Raw genomic sequence first — 16,769 nt, forward strand, 5'->3', positions numbered from 1 at the left:
GGCGCCGGCAGGCCCGTGAGCCTGCCGGCCGCCTCACAGCCTGCCAGCCCGTTCACAGCCTCCGGCTGGCGGGCGCGGCGGCCATCTCCTGGGCTTTCTGGCGGCAGGCTGTAAACATGTCCAGCGCGGGGTTGTAGGCACCGGTGCTCACATCCATGAGGCCGAGCACCGAGTGAAAGTAGTGGTCGTGCGTGATGCGCCGGCCGGCCAGATCCTGCTGCAGGCAACCCGTGGGCGCGCCGGTGCGCGACTGCATGGCGGGCGACAGCCAGGTGATCCAGGGCACGTGTTTTTGCACGTCGGGCGCAATAGCGTAGGGCAGGCCGTGCAGGTACAGGTTGTTCTCGCCCAGTGATTCCCCATGATCTGCTACATAAATCATAGCTGTCTGCGCTTTATTTTCCTGCGCTGATAGCCATTTGAGCACCGAATCCAGGAAGTAGTCCGTCTCGACGATGCTGTTGTCGTACGCGTTCACGACCTGGGCGCGCTCGCACTCCTGCAGCGCGGTCGATGTGCATTCGGGCAGGAACTTCTTGAGATCGGCGGACGAGCGTTTGGCATACGCCGGGCCGTGGCTGCCCAGCTGGTGCAGCACAACCACGGTGCCGCGCTGGCGCTGCTCGGCGGGGAGTGCGGCAATGCGTGCGTCCAGGTCCTTCAGCATGATGCGGTCCAGGCATTCGCCATGGGTGGGGCAGGCCGCAGCGTCTTTCGACTCCGACGTGTTGACCTCGTCGACGCGGTCGCACACGCCCTTGCAGCCCGACTGGTTGTCCACCCACAGCACCGCCAGGCCGGCGTGGTGCAGCACATCCACCAGGCTCTCAAAATTGGCCTCGCGCGCCTCGTAGCCGCTGCGCCCCAGGTGCGAGAACATGCACGGCACCGACGCGGCCGTGCTGGTGCCACACGACCAGGCGTTGCGGGCGCTGATGAGGTCGGTGCGTGCGGACAGCAGGGGCGTGGTGTGGCGCTCGTAGCCGTTGAGGCCGAAGTTGCCGCTGCGCCCGGTTTCGCCCAGCACCAGCACCAACAGCGGCGGCTTGGCCTGGCCCGCGTAGCTGGCGCCCAGCTGCGCGTCGCGCCCCAGTGGCAGCAGCTTGTGGGTGTCCATGCGCAAGGGCTTGGTGGCAAGGTTGGCCAGCGCGTACACGCTGTTGAGCGGGTTGATGAGGTAGCGCAGCTTGGTGTGGTTGCGCATGGTGGACGCAAAATCCTGGAACACCATCAGCACGCACACCACGATGACGGCGATGGAGCCCGCCAGCAGCAGGCCGTTGTGCGCGGCGTGGCGCAGCGGGGTGAGCCGCTGCACGGGGCGGCGCAGCAGCCAGACCAGCGGCGGCACGGCCAGTGCCAGCACGGTGCCCAGCATGCGGGCGTTGAGCAGGTCGCCCGCCTCGTGCACATCGGTTTGCAGCACGTTGGCGAGCATGCTTGCGTCAATGACCACCCCGTAGGCCAGCATGAAGTACGCCCCCAACGCAGCCATCACCACCAGTACGGCGGCAGCGGGCTTGAGTGTCCAGCGCCAGGCCAGCAGGCTCAGCAGTGCGGCGTTGCCCGCCGCCACGACAAGCGCCAACGCAAGTGCAAAAAACCAGCCCCGCAGGCTGCCCTGGCCCGGCAACTGCGCCACCTCGCGCCACAGCGGCACGTTGCAGGCCGTGGCCAGCCAGGCGCTGATGAGCACCACCACCCAGGCCGGGTGCAGGGGGCGGGGCGAATTGCTGGCTTGGGTTTGTGGAAGTGCCGCCGGAGCGGCGAAGGCGAAGGGCAGCAGGCGCCGCAGTGTCGTGTGCATGCGGCGCAGTCTCTGCGCCCAACCTTAACCTCGCATTAACGGATGTTCAGGCGCGGAAGGTATTCGCCACTGCGGGCCTGGCCCGGCGTGGGCTGCATGCCGGCATGCTGGAGTGCAGAACGTGCCCCCCGGCGCAGCCAGTGCCTGCCCTTCAGGCCAGCGCGACGGCGTGGTGCGCCAGGTGGTCGGCCATGAAGGTCTGGATGAAGTAGTAGCCGTGGTCGTAGCCCGCATGGCGGCGCAGCGTGAGCGGCTGGCCGATGGCCTGGCAGGCCGCTTCAAAGAGATGCGGGTGCAACTGCGTGGGCAAGAACTTGTCGGCCAGGCCCTGGTCGATGAGGATGCCGGCGGGGTAGGGTGCCAGCGGCTGGTTTTGCATGAGCACGGTGGCGTCGTGCTCGATCCAGCCCGTGCGGTCGGCACCCAGGTAGCCGGTGAAGGCCTTTTCGCCCCACGGGCACTGTGTGGGCGCGCAAATGGGCGCAAACGCCGACAGGCTCTTGAACCGGCCCGGGTGGCGCAGCGCCAAGGTCAGCGCGCCATGCCCGCCCATCGAATGGCCGGTGATGCCCAGCCGCTCGCCGTCGATCGGCAGCTGTGCCAGCACCTGCGGCAGCAGCTCGTTCATCAAGTAGCTTTCCATGCGCCAGTGGGGCGCCCAGGGCTCGGCCGTGGCGTCGAGGTAAAAGCCCGCACCCACGCCAAAGTCCCAGCTCTCGGCCTCGCCGGGCACATTGGCGCCGCGCGGGCTGGTGTCGGGCGCGATGAGCGCCAGGCCCATCTCGGCCGCCAGGCGCTGGGCACCGGCCTTGACCATGAAGGTTTCTTCGGTGCAGGTCAGGCCCGCCAGAAAGAGCAGTGCGGGCACGGGACCCTGCTGGGCCTGCGGCGGCAGGAACACCGAGAACTTCATCGGCAGGCCGATTTCGGTGGAAGCGTGCTGATAAAAGCGCTGCTCGCCGCCAAAGCAGGCGTGGCTGTTTTGCAGGTCCAGGGAAGTGGTCATGGGGTGTTTGCTCTGAAATTAATAGCGGCTAACGCTTTATGGATAAGCGCTGGAGGCTGTTTTTGCTTGAATCACCGGCGGTTTCAGAACGACCCGTCGTCCTGAACTTGTCAAGGACTGGCGGCATGGCGTGCCGTGGCCTCGACAGTCTCATCTCGAACGGGTGGAGTTGTTTCGGGCGCCTGATTCCAATCTGCGTTCGAATATAAAAACCGTTCACGCTGAGCCTGTCGAAGCGCCGCGCGACCCTTTGACAAGCTTAGGCGGAGCGCCACGGCTTCGACAGGCTCAGCCCGAACGGGTAGAGGCATCGTTCAGGCGCCATAGACGCTGGCTGCTCTGCAGGATCAGGCCGCGGCGTACTTGACGACCGAGCGGATGGACTTGCCCTCGTGCATCAGGTCAAACGCTTCGTTGATGTCCTTGAGGCCCATGGTGTGGGTCACGAAGGGCTCCAGCTGAATCCGCCCGGCCATTGCGTCTTCGACCATGCCCGGCAGCTCGCTGCGGCCCTTGACGCCGCCAAACGCCGTGCCCAGCCACTTGCGGCCGGTGACGAGCTGGAAGGGGCGGGTGCTGATCTCTTGCCCCGCGCCTGCCACGCCGATGATGACCGACTGGCCCCAGCCGCGGTGCGCGCATTCAAGCGCCGCGCGCATCACGTTCACGTTGCCGATGCACTCAAAACTGTGGTCCACGCCCCAGGTCGTCATCTCGACGATCACCTGCTGGATCGGCTTGTCGAAGTCCTTGGGGTTGATGCAGTCGGTGGCGCCAAAGGTGCGGGCCAGGTCGAACTTGGAGGGGTTGGTGTCCACCGCGATGATGCGGCCGGCCTTGGCCAGCTTGGCGCCCTGGATCACGGCCAGGCCGATGCCGCCCAGGCCAAACACGGCCACGGTGTCGCCCTCCTGCACCTTGGCCGTGTTCTTGACCGCGCCCAGGCCCGTGGTCACGCCGCAGCCCAGCAGGCAGACCTGCTCGGGGTTGGCGTTGGGGTTGATCTTGGCGAGCGATACCTCGGCCACCACGGTGTATTCGCTGAACGTCGAGCAGCCCATGTAGTGGTAGATGGGCTGGCCGTTGTAGCTGAACCGGGTGGTGCCGTCGGGCATCACGCCCTTGCCCTGCGTGGCGCGCACCGCCACGCACAGGTTGGTCTTGCCGGACTTGCAAAACAGGCACTCGCCACATTCGGCGGTGTACAGCGGGATCACATGGTCGCCGGGCTTCACGCTGGTCACGCCTTCGCCCACCTCCACCACAATGCCCGCGCCCTCATGGCCCAGCACGACAGGGAAGAGGCCCTCGGGGTCTTCCCCACTCAAGGTGAAGGCGTCGGTGTGGCAGACGCCGGTGTCGGTGATCTTGATGAGCACTTCGCCTTTTTTGGGCGGGGCCACGTCGATCTCGACGATCTGCAGGGGTTCTCCGGCTTTGAAGGCGACGGCGGCGCGGGATTTCATGGGGTGGTCCTTTCAGTCAATCGGCAGGGTGTGGAGGGGGCGGTCTATTTCAGATACGAGCGCAGCAGGGCCAGGGTTTCATCCACCGCCTGTTGGGACGGCGCGGGCTTTTCCGCAAGGATCTCGCGCACATGGCTGTCCAGCAGGTCGGCCATCAGCCCGTGCACTGCGCCACGCATGGCCGCCAGCTGCTGCAGGATGGGGGCGCATTCGCTGCCGGCTTCCACGGCGCGCTCGAGCGCCTCGGCCTGGCCCTTGATGCGGCGCAGGCGGGTGACGGCGCGTTGCTTGTCTTCGGCAGTGTGGGGCATGGAGAGCTGGGGGCGTCAGGCGGGTTCGAAGCAGAGATTATTTGCGAGCATTGAACGTACTGGGGTGCAGTATAGATGGATGGTGCTTATGGATAAAGCGCTGGCGGCCATAAATGCCTATTTACTAGGGGGTAGTATGGATTGGTCAAGGGTTAAAAGCGTGATTCAAAGCCGCACCCAACGTCGCCTCACCGCGCGCTGATTCGCCATGAAAAAAGCCCGCGGGCACTGCCAGCGGGCTTTGGGGGCGGGGTGGACGGCGCCGGGCGCCGTACCGATCAACGCTTGGCCAGTGGTGGCACGTCGCGGCGGTCGGAGCCGGTGAACAGCTGGCGGGGGCGGCCGATCTTGTACTCGGGGTCGCCGATCATTTCGTTCAGCTGGGCGATCCAGCCCACGGTGCGGGCCAGGCTGAAGATGCCGGTGAACAGGTTCACGGGGATGCCGATGGCGCGCTGCACGATGCCGGAGTAGAAGTCCACGTTCGGGTAGAGCTTGCGCTGCACGAAGTAGTCGTCTTCCAGGGCGATCTTTTCCAGTTCCTTGGCCAGCTTGAACAGGGGGTCGTTTTCCAGGCCCAGCTCGGCCAGCACTTCATTGCAAGTCTCTTGCATGAGCTTGGCGCGCGGGTCGTAGTTCTTGTACACGCGGTGGCCAAAGCCCATGAGCTTGACGCCGGAGTTCTTGTCCTTGACCTGCTTGATGAAGTCGCCGATCTTTTCCACGCCGCCTTGGGCCTGGATGTCGTACAGCATGTTCAGCGCAGCTTCGTTGGCACCGCCGTGGGCGGGGCCCCAGAGGCACGCCACGCCGGCAGCGATGGCGGCAAACGGGTTGGTGCCCGACGAGCCGCACAGGCGCACGGTGGAGGTCGAGGCGTTCTGCTCGTGGTCTGCGTGCAGGATGAAGATGCGGTCCAGCGCGCGTTCGAGCACGGGGTTGACCTTGTACTCTTCGCAGGGCGTGCCGAACATCATGCGCAGGAAGTTGCCGGCGTACGAGAGGTTGTTCTGCGGGTACATGTAGGGCTGGCCCACACCGTACTTGTATGCCATGGCCACCAGGGTGGGCATCTTGGCAATCAGGCGGATGGCGGCGATCTCGCGGTGCTGCGGATTGTTGATGTCCGTGCTGTCGTGATAGAAGGCCGACAGGGCGCCGACCAGGCCGGTCAACACCGCCATCGGGTGCGCGTCACGGCGGAAGCCACGCAGGAAGAACTGCATCTGCTCGTTGACCATGGTGTGGTTGGTCACGCGGCTGGTGAAGTCGGTCTTCTGGGCTTCGTTGGGCAGGTCACCATACAGCAGCAGGTGGCAGGTTTCCAGGAAGTCGCAGTTTTCAGCTAACTGCTCAATGGGGTAGCCGCGGTACAGCAGTTCGCCCTTGTCGCCATCGATGTAGGTGATGGCCGACTGGGTTGCTGCCGTCGACAGGAAGCCCGGGTCATAAGTGAACATGCCCGTCTGCGCATACAGCTTGCGGATGTCGATGACGTCCGGCCCGATGGTGCCCTGGTAGACCGGCAGGTCCACGCTGGGGCCGCCATTACTGAACGACAGGGTGGCTTTGTTGTCAGCTAGCTTCATTGTTAATTTCCTTGGGAGAGTTGCCGGGATTGCGGGGTGGCCTTGTCTGCGTGTCAGGCCGGTAGCCGTGCTGCGCCACCACTGAGCCGCAGCATGCCGAGTACTTCACGTACTTCTTCTGTGTCCAGGGGACCTTCGGGTTCACGCCGCCGCAGCAGCAAATCCAGCAGGTCGTTGTCCGCCAGGTCCATCAGCGTGGTCATGCCGTGGGCATGGCGCCAGGTCAGGCCCGCCCCGAAGCGTGCGAAGAAGTTCTCGATGTAGAGATCGTTCTCCAGCAGGCCGCGCCGGCTGCGCCAATGCAGCTTGGCCCGTTCGCGGTCTTCCATCACGTCGGACGGCGACGGCAGGACGGGGGTCGAGTTTTCAGACATGGCGGTGGTGCTCTGGAGAGGGTCAGACGGTGCGGCGCACCATCAATTCCTTGATCTTGCCGATCGCCATCGTGGGGTTCAGGCCCTTGGGGCACACGTCCACGCAGTTCATGATGGTGTGGCAGCGGAACAGGCGGTAGGGGTCTTCAAGGTTATCGAGGCGCGCACCGGTGGCTTCGTCGCGGCTGTCGGCGATGAAACGGTAGGCCTGCAGCAAACCGGCAGGGCCCACGAACTTGTCGGGGTTCCACCAGAAGCTGGGGCAGCTGGTGGAGCAGCTGGCGCACAGGATGCACTCGTACAGGCCGTTGAGCTCTTCGCGCTCTTCAGGGCTTTGCAGGCGTTCCTTTTCGGGCGCCAGGTCTTCCGTGATGAGGTAGGGCTTGATCGAGTTGTACTGCTTGAAGAACTGCGTCATGTCCACGATCAGATCGCGGATGACGGGCAGGCCGGGCAGGGGCTTGAGAACAATGGTGCCCTTGAGGGTGTTCATGTTCGTCAGGCACGCCAGGCCGTTCTTGCCGTTGATGTTCATGGCGTCCGAGCCGCACACGCCTTCGCGGCACGAGCGGCGGAACGACAGCGTGGGGTCTTGCTCCTTGAGCTTGACCAGGGCATCCAGCAGCATGCGTTCGTGGCCGTCGAGTTCGATCTCGATGGTCTGCATGTAGGGCTTGGCGTCCTTGTCCGGGTCGTAGCGGTAGATTTGAAAGGTGCGCTTCATGTGGTTCTCTCGTGAGGCTGCTGAATCAGAACGTACGGACCTTGGGAGGCACGCTGTCCACCGTCAGGGGCTTGAGGTTGACCGGCTTGTAGGTCAGGCTGTTGTTCGCGCTGTGCCACAGGGTGTGCTTCATCCACTCCTTGTCGTTGCGGCCCAGCGGGAACTCGGCGTGGTCCGCAGGGTGCTCGTAGTCGTACACCGTGTGCGCGCCGCGGCATTCCTTGCGGGCAGCGGCCGACGTCATCGTGGCCTGGGCCACTTCGATGAGGTTGTCCACTTCCAGTGCTTCCATGCGGGCCGTGTTCCAGACCTTGGACTTGTCCTTGAGCGTCACAGCGCCCACGCGTTCGCGGATGGCGTTGATCTTGACCGTGCCTTCGTCCATGCTGGCCTGCGTGCGGAACACGCCAGCGTGCAGTTGCATGCTGGAGCGGATGTCGTTGGCCACATCCTGCGCGTAGGTGCCTTCGTTGGAATCCTGCAGCTGGTTCAGGCGCGCCAGGGTGCGCTCTGCACCGTCGGCGGGCACTGCCAGGTGTTCACCCGAGCCCTTGACGAAGTTGACGATGTGTTTGCCGGCCGACTTGCCGAAGACCAGCAGGTCCAGCAGCGAGTTGGTGCCCAGGCGGTTGGCGCCGTGCACCGACACGCACGAGCATTCGCCCACAGCGTAGAGGCCGTTAACGATTTGGTTCTGCTGGCCGTCGTGCACGACCACCTGACCGTTGATGTTGGTCGGAATGCCACCCATCTGGTAGTGGATGGTGGGCACCACAGGGATCGGCTCCTTGGTGATGTCCACGTTGGCAAAGTTGTGGCCGATTTCTTCCACCGATGGCAGGCGCTTCCTGATGGTGTCCGCGCCGAGGTGGTCGAGCTTCATCAGGATGTAGTCCTTGTTCGGACCACAGCCACGGCCTTCCTTGATTTCCTGGTCCATCGAACGCGACACAAAGTCGCGCGGTGCCAGGTCCTTCAGGGTGGGCGCATAGCGCTCCATGAAGCGCTCGCCATTGCTGTTGAGCAAGATGGCGCCTTCGCCGCGGCAGCCTTCGGTCAGCAGCACGCCCGCGCCGGCCACGCCGGTGGGGTGGAACTGCCAGAACTCCATGTCCTGCAGCGGGATGCCAGCGCGTGCCGCCATGCCCAGGCCGTCGCCAGTGTTGATGAAGGCATTGGTCGATGCCGCAAAGATGCGGCCCGCGCCGCCGGTGGCCAGCAGCACGGCCTTCGCGTGCAGTTCGTACAGGTCGCCGGTCTCCAGCTCGAGCGCGGTCACGCCGACCACGTCGCCCTGGGTGTTGCGGATCAGGTCCAGCGCCATCCACTCGACGAAGAAGTTGGTCTTGGACTTCACGTTCTGCTGGTACAGCGTGTGCAGCATGGCGTGGCCGGTACGGTCGGCCGCGGCGCAGGCGCGCTGCACGGGCTTTTCGCCGTAGTTGGCGGTGTGGCCGCCGAAGGGGCGCTGGTAGATGGTGCCGTCAGGGTTGCGGTCGAACGGCATGCCGAAGTGTTCGAGCTCGATGACCACATTGGCGGCTTCGCGGCACATGAACTCGATGGCGTCCTGGTCGCCCAGCCAGTCGGAGCCCTTGATGGTGTCGTAGAAGTGGTAGTGCCAGTTGTCCTCGCTCATGTTGCCCAGCGAAGCGGACACGCCGCCTTGGGCTGCCACGGTGTGCGAACGGGTGGGGAACACCTTGGACAGGCACGCCACGTTCAGGCCGGCGCGGGACAGCTCCAGCGAGGCGCGCATGCCGGAACCGCCGGCGCCGACGATGACCACGTCGAACTTGCGCTTGGAAATGTTAGCTTTGGTGTAGCTCATTGTTATTTGCCTTCAGTCGCGGGGGAGATCAATCAAAGACGCCAGAGAGCCTGGACGCCCCAGCCGGCGCAGCCGACCAGCCAGACGATGACGAACACCTGCAGCGCCAGGCGCAGGACGACAGGCTGGATGTAGTCCATCAGGATTTCGCGCATGCCGACCCAGGCGTGCCAGGCCAGCGAGATGATCACGGTGAAGGTCAGCACCTTCATCCACTGGGCCGAGAAGATGCCGGCCCATTTGTCGTAGCCGATGGGGCCCTTGGAGAAAATCACCTGGGCCAGCAGGGCCAGCGTAAACAGGGCCATCAGGATGGCGGTGACGCGCTGGCTGAGCCAGTCGCGCAGGCCATAGTGGGCGCCGACGACGACGCGCTTGGAACCGTAGTTAACAGACATGGGAGCTTCCTCTTGTGCGGCGGTGTTTGCTGCGGAATGGCAGCGGTCACCGCTTTTTTTATGGGGTGGTTGTCAATCGTTCAGTACAAGCCGAAGAGCTTGGCGCCCAGCACCAGCGTCAGCGCGATGCTGATCACCAGGGTGGCGATGGCGGACGTGCGGCCGAATTCCTTGGTCACTGCAGCGTGGCTCACGTCCATCCACAGGTGGCGCAGGCCAGCGATGAAGTGGTGCAAAAAGGACCAGATCAGGGCCAGCACCGTCAGCTTGACGAACCAGCCGGGCACGAAGCCGATGCCGATGTTGAACGCCGCGGAGAAGCGGGCGAACGAGATTTCGGAAGATACCGACGTGTCGAACATCCAGATGATGAAAGGCAGCAGCAGGAACATGATCAGCCCGCTGCCGCGGTGCAGGATCGAGACCCACGATGCCGCAGTCATGCGGTAGGTGGTCAGGTCCTTGAACGCATTGATGTTGCGAAATTCAGGCCGTTTTTTGGCGAGCTCGGTCATGTTGAGTGCTTTCGTGGATGTAACTTCTTTGTAATTCGGACATGCAAAGAACGCAAAATTCTATTGCAACGCAACAAGAGGGTTGTGAGCCGGCCCCTATTTTCGACATTAATACTCGGGTGCCAGCTTGCCGTCAGCTCAATTCATTACGGTAATGGTGGGTGTCGGTCAGGTACAGACCGCGCCGTAACTCCATCGGAACATCGTTGTAGGTGTAGGCAATGCGCTCCACGCTCAGGAGGGGGGTGGTGGGAGTGACAGCCAGGAGGCCGGCCTGCTCCGCATCGGGCAGCACGGCGCGGATCTTTTCTTCGGCGCGCACCATGCGCACGCCAAAATCAATTTCGAACATCGCGTAGGTCGGGCCCTGGTAGTTGGCCAGCTGGTCCGCCGTCAGCCCTTTGAAAGCCTGGCCCGGCAGCCAGATGTCCTCCAGAATCGTCGGCACCCCGCCAAAAGCCAGGATTCGGCGCGCCTGCATCACGGCATCGCCGGTGCGCAGTGCCAGCACGCGCGCTACTTCGGCATTGGCGCGCACGCGGCGGCAGTCGATCACCTGGCGCTGGGCCGGACCCTCCACCCGGGCGTCGCCGGTGTCGGGCAGCAGTTTCAAGAATCGGTACTGCACATGCTGCTCGGCATGTGTGGCGACAAAGGTGCCCTTGCCCTGGCGGCGCATCACCAGGTTTTCGGCCGCCAACTCGTCAATTGCCTTGCGCACGGTGCCCTGGCTCACCCGAAAGCGCGCGGCCAATTCCATCTCGCTGGGAATGGCCTCGCCCGGCTTCCATTCGCCCTGCTGCAGGCTCTGAAGGATCAGCCCCTTGATCTGCTGGTACAGCGGGCTGAAGGCCGGCGTGGCACCGCCCGCGGCGCCAGGAGGCGTGGCAGGGTTGTCGGCGGCAAAGGGGAGGGATGACATGGTGGGCGGGCGCGATTCGCCTCTGGTGCGGCAGGGGCTGGCAGACGACAAACAGGCCACAATCATATCTTATATAAGACATAAGACAAATTGACCGGGGTGCTCAATCGGCGGTACACTCCAAGGCTGTTTTGCGGGGCACGGGCTGCTGGTAACAGACGCTGGTGCTTGTTTGCATCTCCTTCTGTTTTTTCACTTCCCTGGAGTTTTCACCATGAGCAAGAAGCCTGTTCGCGTAGCCGTCACTGGTGCCGCTGGCCAAATTGGTTACGCCCTGCTGTTCCGCATCGCCTCTGGCGAAATGCTGGGCAAGGACCAGCCCGTCATTCTTCAACTCCTCGAAATTCCCGACGAGAAGGCCCAGAAGGCGCTCAAGGGCGTGATGATGGAACTGGACGACTGCGCATTCCCCCTGCTGGCCGGCATGGAAGCCCACGGCGACCCGATGACCGCCTTCAAGGACGCCGACTATGCCCTGCTGGTGGGTTCGCGCCCCCGTGGCCCCGGCATGGAACGCGCCGAACTGCTGGCCGTCAACGGCGCCATCTTCACGGCACAAGGCAAGGCGCTGAACGCCGTCGCCAGCCGCAATGTGAAGGTGCTGGTCGTGGGCAACCCTGCTAACACCAACGCCTACATCGCCATGAAGTCGGCACCTGACCTGCCACGCAAGAACTTCACCGCCATGCTGCGCCTGGACCACAACCGCGCTGCCAGCCAGGTGGCTGCCAAGACCGGCAAGGCCGTGGCCGACATCGAAAAGTTGACCGTCTGGGGCAACCACTCGCCCACGATGTACGCCGACTACCGTTTCGCCACCATCAACGGCGAGTCCGTCGCCAAGATGATCAACGACCAGGAATGGAACGCCAACACCTTCCTGCCCACCGTCGGCAAGCGCGGCGCCGCCATCATCGAAGCCCGTGGGCTGTCGTCGGCTGCCTCGGCTGCCAACGCTGCCATCGACCACATGCGCGACTGGGCCCTGGGCACCAACGGCAAGTGGGTCACCATGGGCATCCCTTCGGACGGCCAGTACGGCATCCCGAAGGACACGATGTTCGGTTTCCCCGTCACCTGCGAAAACGGCGAATACAAGATCGTTGAAGGTCTGGAAATCGACGCTTTCTCGCAAGAGCGCATCAACATCACGCTGGCCGAGTTGCAAGGCGAGCAAGACGGCGTCAAGCACCTGCTGTAAGCGAGGTGAGCGCAATGCAGCCGACGCCACAGGCATCGGGCCTTCGGGCCGCCCAGACCCCCGCGCAGGGGCTGGGTGTTGCGCTACCCCATCCGCGCGATGTGTTGCTGGGCGCCCAGGCGCAGACCGGTTTTTTGCCGGTCTGCGACCACTACAGCGGCGTTGAAGCGCGCATGCGCAAGAGCCTGCAATTGCAGGCTGAGATGACGCAGGAATTTGGTACCTGCGTGTTCGATGTCACCCTGGACTGTGAAGACGGCGCGCCCGTCGGCCTGGAGGCCGAACATGCGCGGCTGGTGGCGGCGCTCGCGTTGTCGGCTGACCCGAAAGCCCGCGTGGCGGCCCGTGTCCATGCCGTAGACCACCCCGCGTTTGCAAACGATGTCGCAACCATTGCGGGCGAGGCCGGCCAGCGGCTGTGCCACATCATGGTGCCCAAGGTCGAGTCGGTGGACGATGTTCTGGCAGCTGAGCGCGCGATCAACCGCGCCGGTTCCACCCAACTGCCGATCCACGTGCTCATCGAATCCCCAGCCGCCGTGCACCGGGCGTTTGAAATTGCCGCCCATCCCCGGGTGCAGAGCCTGAGCTTCGGACTCATGGATTTTGTGTCGGCCCATGCAGGTGCGATTCCTGCACAGGGCATGACTTCGGCGGGGCAGTTTGCGCACCCGCTGGTGGTGCGCGCCAAGCTGGAGATCGCCGCGGCCTGCCACGCGCACGGCAAGGTGCCTTCGCATTGTGTGGTGACCGAATTTACAGACACGGCCGCCATGCAAAACGCGGCCAGCCGCGCGGCGAACGAGCTCGGCTACACCCGCATGTGGAGCATTCACCCCGCACAGATCCGCGCCATCCTGCAGGCGTTTGCGCCGCAGCAGGATGATATTGAGAGTGCTTCAAAAATAATAGCGGCTGCCGCTGATGCTGATTGGGCTCCGATCAGCATGAACGGCACGCTGCATGATCGCGCCAGCTACCGGTTTTACTGGCAGGTCCTCGAGCGCGCCCACAGCACAGGGCGCGCACTTCCCCTCGCCGTGCGCCATTGGTTCGGCGCTCCGGCCGCCGCTTTGTCGTGAATTTTCATTCGTCAACATTTCCCCACGCAGGACTTCCATGAAATTGTTTATTGCCTCTGCCCTGATGCTGCTGGCCCCCGCCCTTGCCCTGGCGCAGACGCCTGCCAAGCCCGAAACCAAGGCAGCGGCCAAATCTGAGGCCAAGGCTGCTGCCAAGCCTGCGGCAAAGTCGGACGCGAAGTCTGCCAAGGGCTCCGAGAAGGCGTCTGCCAAAAAAGCCGTGGCCAAGAGCGAGCCCACCAGCAGCCGTACGCAGCTCAAGAGTGCGACCAATCAGGTGGCCGCCGGCATCATTGCTGCCGAGGCTGCACTGTCGCCCGCAGAGCTGGCCATTGCCGACCGCGTGCACACAGGCCGCATGCCCTGCGAGCTGGGCGCTTTCGTCACGGTGACGGCAGAGCCTGCGACACCGGGCCACTTCCATGTGGAAGGCAAGGGCTTCAAGTACTTCATGTCGCCCGTTGCCACCACCACGGGCACCGTGCGCCTGGAAGACCAAAAGGGCGGCGCGGTCTGGCTGCAGATCGCCAACAAGTCCATGCTGATGAACCAGAAAGCCGGCCAGCGCCTGGCCGACGAATGCATGAGCCCCGAACAGCAATTGGTGGCAGAAGCCATCAAGAAGAACCCGCCTGTCAGCGTGCTGGAGCCCATCTCCAAATAAGGCCAAGCCTGCCGACGACGTTCGCGACAAAAACAAGAACACGAATGCCTTGAACCGCCTGCGGCCCGCCGCGCTGTCGTCTTGACGGTGCTGGCCGTGGCCCATGTCGCCCCACTTTAGATAGAACGCAACCGGAGAAAAATGATGTTGAATGCCTACCGTGAACACGTGGCCGAGCGCGCCGCCCTGGGTATCCCGCCGCTGCCGTTGACCGCCCAGCAAGTGGCTGCAGTGATCGAGCTGATCAAGAACCCGCCCGCTGGCGAAGACGCCTTCCTGCTGGACTTGCTCACGCACCGCGTGCCCCCGGGCGTGGACGATGCAGCCAAGGTCAAGGCCAGCTTCCTGGCCGCCGTCGCGCACGGCGACCTCCAGGTGGCCCTGATCTCCAAGGCCAAGGCCACTGAGCTGCTCGGCACCATGGTGGGTGGCTACAACGTGCACCCGCTGATCGAACTGCTCGACGACGCCGAAGTGGCGGGCGTGGCTGCCAGCGCGCTCAAGAAGACGCTCCTGATGTTCGACTTCTTCAACGATGTGGCGACCAAGGCCAGGGCGGGCAACGCCAAGGCCCAGGAAGTGATGCAAAGCTGGGCCAACGCCGAGTGGTTCACTTCGCGCCCCGAAGTCGACAAGAAGATCACCGTCACCGTGTTCAAGGTGCCCGGCGAAACCAACACCGACGACCTGTCGCCCGCACCCGATGCCTGGAGCCGTCCCGACATCCCGCTGCACTACCTGGCAATGCTCAAGAACACCCGTCCTGACGCGGCTTTCAAGCCCGAAGAAGACGGCAAGCGCGGCCCGATGCAGTTTATCGATGACCTGAAGAAAAAGGGCCACCTGGTGGCCTACGTGGGCGACGTCGTGGGTACCGGTTCCTCGCGCAAGTCGGCCACCAACTCGATCGTCTGGGCCACCGGCCAGGACATCCCGTTTGTGCCCAACAAGCGTTTTGGCGGCGTGACGCTGGGTGGCAAGATTGCGCCCATCTTCTTCAATACGCAGGAAGACTCCGGTTCGCTGCCGATCGAAGTGGACGTGTCCAAGCTAGAAATGGGTGATGTGATCGACGTGTTGCCCTACGACGGCAAGATCGTCAAGAACGGCGCCACCGTCGCCGAATTCCAGCTCAAGAGCGACGTGCTGTTCGACGAAGTGCGCGCCGGCGGCCGCATCAACCTCATCATCGGTCGTTCGCTGACAGCCAAGGCCCGTGAATTCCTGGGCCTGCCAGCGTCCACCGTGTTCCGCCTGCCGACTCCTCCCGTGGCGACGAATGCCGGCTTCACGCTGGCGCAGAAGATGGTCGGCCGCGCTGTGGGCCTGCCTGAAGGCCAGGGCGTGCGCCCCGGTACTTACTGCGAACCCAAGATGACGACGGTGGGCTCGCAAGACACCACCGGCCCGATGACGCGCGACGAGCTCAAGGACCTGGCCTGCCTGGGTTTCTCGGCCGACCTCGTGATGCAATCGTTCTGCCACACGGCGGCTTACCCCAAGCCCGTGGACGTGAAGACGCACCGCGAACTGCCTGCGTTCATCTCCAACCGCGGCGGCGTGGCCCTGCGTCCAGGCGATGGCGTGATCCACAGCTGGCTCAACCGCCTGCTGCTGCCTGACACCGTGGGCACTGGCGGCGACTCGCACACGCGTTTCCCCATCGGCATCTCGTTCCCTGCGGGCTCCGGCCTCGTGGCCTTCGGCGCCGCCACCGGCGTGATGCCGCTGGACATGCCTGAATCCGTCCTGGTGCGTTTCAAGGGTGAAATGCAGCCTGGCGTGACCTTGCGCGACCTGGTGCATGCGATTCCGCTGTACGCCATCAAGCAAGGCCTGCTGACCGTGGCCAAGGCCGGCAAGATCAACGCCTTCTCGGGCCGCATCCTGGAAATCGAAGGCTTGCCAGACCTCAAGGTCGAGCAGGCGTTCGAGCTGTCCGATGCGTCGGCCGAGCGCTCTGCCGCTGGCTGCACGATCAAGCTCAACCCAGAGCCGATCAAGGAATACCTGACGTCGAACGTCGTTCTGATGAAGAACATGATCGCCGACGGCTATGCCGACGCCAAGACGCTGCAGCGCCGCATTGAAAAGGTCGAAGCCTGGCTGGCCCAACCCGACCTGCTCGAAGCCGACAAGGACGCCGAATACGCCGCCGTGATCGAGATCGACCTGGCCGACATCAAGGAACCCATCGTCTGCTGCCCCAACGATCCGGACGACGCCAAGTTCCTGTCCGAAGTCTCGGGCACCAAGATCGATGAAGCCTTCATCGGTTCGTGCATGACCAACATCGGCCACTTCCGCGCTGCAGCCAAGCTGCTGGGCGGCCAGCGCGACATCCCCGTCAAGCTGTGGGTGGCACCGCCCACCAAGATGGACGAGAGCGAGCTGATCAAGGAAGGCCATTACGCGGCCTTCGGCACGGCCGGTGCGCGCACCGAAATGCCCGGCTGCTCGCTGTGCATGGGCAACCAGGCGCAGGTGCGCGAGGGCGCGACGGTGATCTCGACCTCTACCCGCAACTTCCCCAACCGCCTGGGCAAGAACACCAACGTGTTCCTCGGCTCGGCTGAACTGGCGGCCATCGCCTCGCGCCTGGGCTACCTGCCTTCCAAGGAAGAGTACCTCAAGGAAATGGGCGTGATCGACGCCGACAAGGCCAGCGTGTACCGCTACATGAACTTCGACCAGATCGAAGAGTACGCAGAGGCCGCCAAGGCTGCGCCTGCGTCGGCGGCAGTCGCGTGCTGATGATGTTGGCAGGGCGCGAGCCCGACTAAAAAATGCGGCCCTTCGGGGCCGTTTTTTTTGGATGTGGTCTTTGAGAACACGACCGTCACAGAACTGACACACCCTCGTCACTAAGCTTGCGGCAT

General features: G+C 63.9%; 15 protein-coding genes. 4 read left to right on the forward strand and 11 right to left on the reverse strand.

The genetic code is table 11. The features are described 5' to 3' along the window. Nucleotides 1-52 precede the first annotated feature (52 nt). From ACSQ3Q_RS07885 to ACSQ3Q_RS07935, 11 genes are all read right to left on the reverse strand, one after another. Complete coding sequence (locus ACSQ3Q_RS07885; RefSeq protein WP_436133847.1) at nt 53-1,807, reverse strand: phosphoethanolamine transferase; 1,755 nt, start codon at nt 1,805-1,807, stop codon at nt 53-55. A 151-nt stretch (nt 1,808-1,958) separates the two neighbouring features. Continuing rightward, complete coding sequence (gene fghA, locus ACSQ3Q_RS07890; protein WP_436133848.1) at nt 1,959-2,813, reverse strand: S-formylglutathione hydrolase; 855 nt, start codon at nt 2,811-2,813, stop codon at nt 1,959-1,961. 347 nt (nt 2,814-3,160) lie between these two features. After that, nucleotides 3,161-4,279, reverse strand: coding sequence for an S-(hydroxymethyl)glutathione dehydrogenase/class III alcohol dehydrogenase (locus ACSQ3Q_RS07895; RefSeq protein ID WP_436133849.1), 1,119 nt, complete (start codon nt 4,277-4,279; stop codon nt 3,161-3,163). A 44-nt stretch (nt 4,280-4,323) separates the two neighbouring features. Continuing rightward, nucleotides 4,324-4,590 (reverse strand): metal/formaldehyde-sensitive transcriptional repressor, encoded by a 267-nt coding sequence (locus ACSQ3Q_RS07900; RefSeq protein WP_436133850.1) that lies wholly within the window; start codon nt 4,588-4,590, stop codon nt 4,324-4,326. 278 nt (nt 4,591-4,868) lie between these two features. Further along, entirely contained in the window at nt 4,869-6,179 is a 1,311-nt protein-coding gene (locus ACSQ3Q_RS07905) for a citrate synthase (protein ID WP_436133851.1), read from the reverse strand. A gap of 53 nt (nt 6,180-6,232) precedes the next feature. Beyond that, on the reverse strand, nt 6,233-6,553 hold the full coding sequence (locus ACSQ3Q_RS07910; protein WP_436133852.1) for a succinate dehydrogenase assembly factor 2: 321 nt from the start codon (nt 6,551-6,553) through the stop codon (nt 6,233-6,235). A 22-nt stretch (nt 6,554-6,575) separates the two neighbouring features. Next, a complete protein-coding gene (locus ACSQ3Q_RS07915) occupies nt 6,576-7,277 on the reverse strand; it encodes a succinate dehydrogenase iron-sulfur subunit (RefSeq protein ID WP_436133853.1) in 702 nt (233 codons plus the stop codon). A 25-nt stretch (nt 7,278-7,302) separates the two neighbouring features. Then, nucleotides 7,303-9,108: a succinate dehydrogenase flavoprotein subunit gene (gene sdhA, locus ACSQ3Q_RS07920; protein WP_436133854.1), complete on the reverse strand. Its 1,806-nt coding sequence runs from the start codon at nt 9,106-9,108 to the stop codon at nt 7,303-7,305. A gap of 32 nt (nt 9,109-9,140) precedes the next feature. Then, entirely contained in the window at nt 9,141-9,506 is a 366-nt protein-coding gene (sdhD, locus tag ACSQ3Q_RS07925; RefSeq protein ID WP_436133855.1) for a succinate dehydrogenase, hydrophobic membrane anchor protein, read from the reverse strand. Between the two features lie 80 nt (nt 9,507-9,586). After that, nucleotides 9,587-10,021 (reverse strand): succinate dehydrogenase, cytochrome b556 subunit, encoded by a 435-nt coding sequence (gene sdhC, locus ACSQ3Q_RS07930; RefSeq protein ID WP_436133856.1) that lies wholly within the window; start codon nt 10,019-10,021, stop codon nt 9,587-9,589. Between the two features lie 133 nt (nt 10,022-10,154). Continuing rightward, nucleotides 10,155-10,943 (reverse strand): GntR family transcriptional regulator, encoded by a 789-nt coding sequence (locus tag ACSQ3Q_RS07935; protein ID WP_436133857.1) that lies wholly within the window; start codon nt 10,941-10,943, stop codon nt 10,155-10,157. A 214-nt stretch (nt 10,944-11,157) separates the two neighbouring features. On the opposite strand from ACSQ3Q_RS07935, the gene ACSQ3Q_RS07940 reads away from it, so the two are divergent. The 4 genes from ACSQ3Q_RS07940 (at nt 11,158) to acnB (ending at nt 16,644) form a co-directional block, all read left to right on the forward strand. After that, on the forward strand, nt 11,158-12,144 hold the full coding sequence (locus ACSQ3Q_RS07940; protein ID WP_436133858.1) for a malate dehydrogenase: 987 nt from the start codon (nt 11,158-11,160) through the stop codon (nt 12,142-12,144). A gap of 14 nt (nt 12,145-12,158) precedes the next feature. After that, nucleotides 12,159-13,226 carry an HpcH/HpaI aldolase/citrate lyase family protein gene (locus ACSQ3Q_RS07945; protein ID WP_436133859.1) on the forward strand — a complete coding sequence of 356 codons (1,068 nt, stop codon included), beginning with the start codon at nt 12,159-12,161 and terminating at the stop codon, nt 13,224-13,226. Nucleotides 13,227-13,263: 37 nt separating this feature from the next. Beyond that, complete coding sequence (locus ACSQ3Q_RS07950) at nt 13,264-13,890, forward strand: hypothetical protein (RefSeq protein WP_436133860.1); 627 nt, start codon at nt 13,264-13,266, stop codon at nt 13,888-13,890. A 144-nt stretch (nt 13,891-14,034) separates the two neighbouring features. Then, a complete protein-coding gene (gene acnB, locus ACSQ3Q_RS07955) occupies nt 14,035-16,644 on the forward strand; it encodes a bifunctional aconitate hydratase 2/2-methylisocitrate dehydratase (protein WP_436133861.1) in 2,610 nt (869 codons plus the stop codon). Nucleotides 16,645-16,769 lie beyond the last annotated feature (125 nt).

The organism is Acidovorax sp. LjRoot129 (genome assembly GCF_964253765.1).
Lineage (GTDB): Bacteria > Pseudomonadota > Gammaproteobacteria > Burkholderiales > Burkholderiaceae_C > Acidovorax.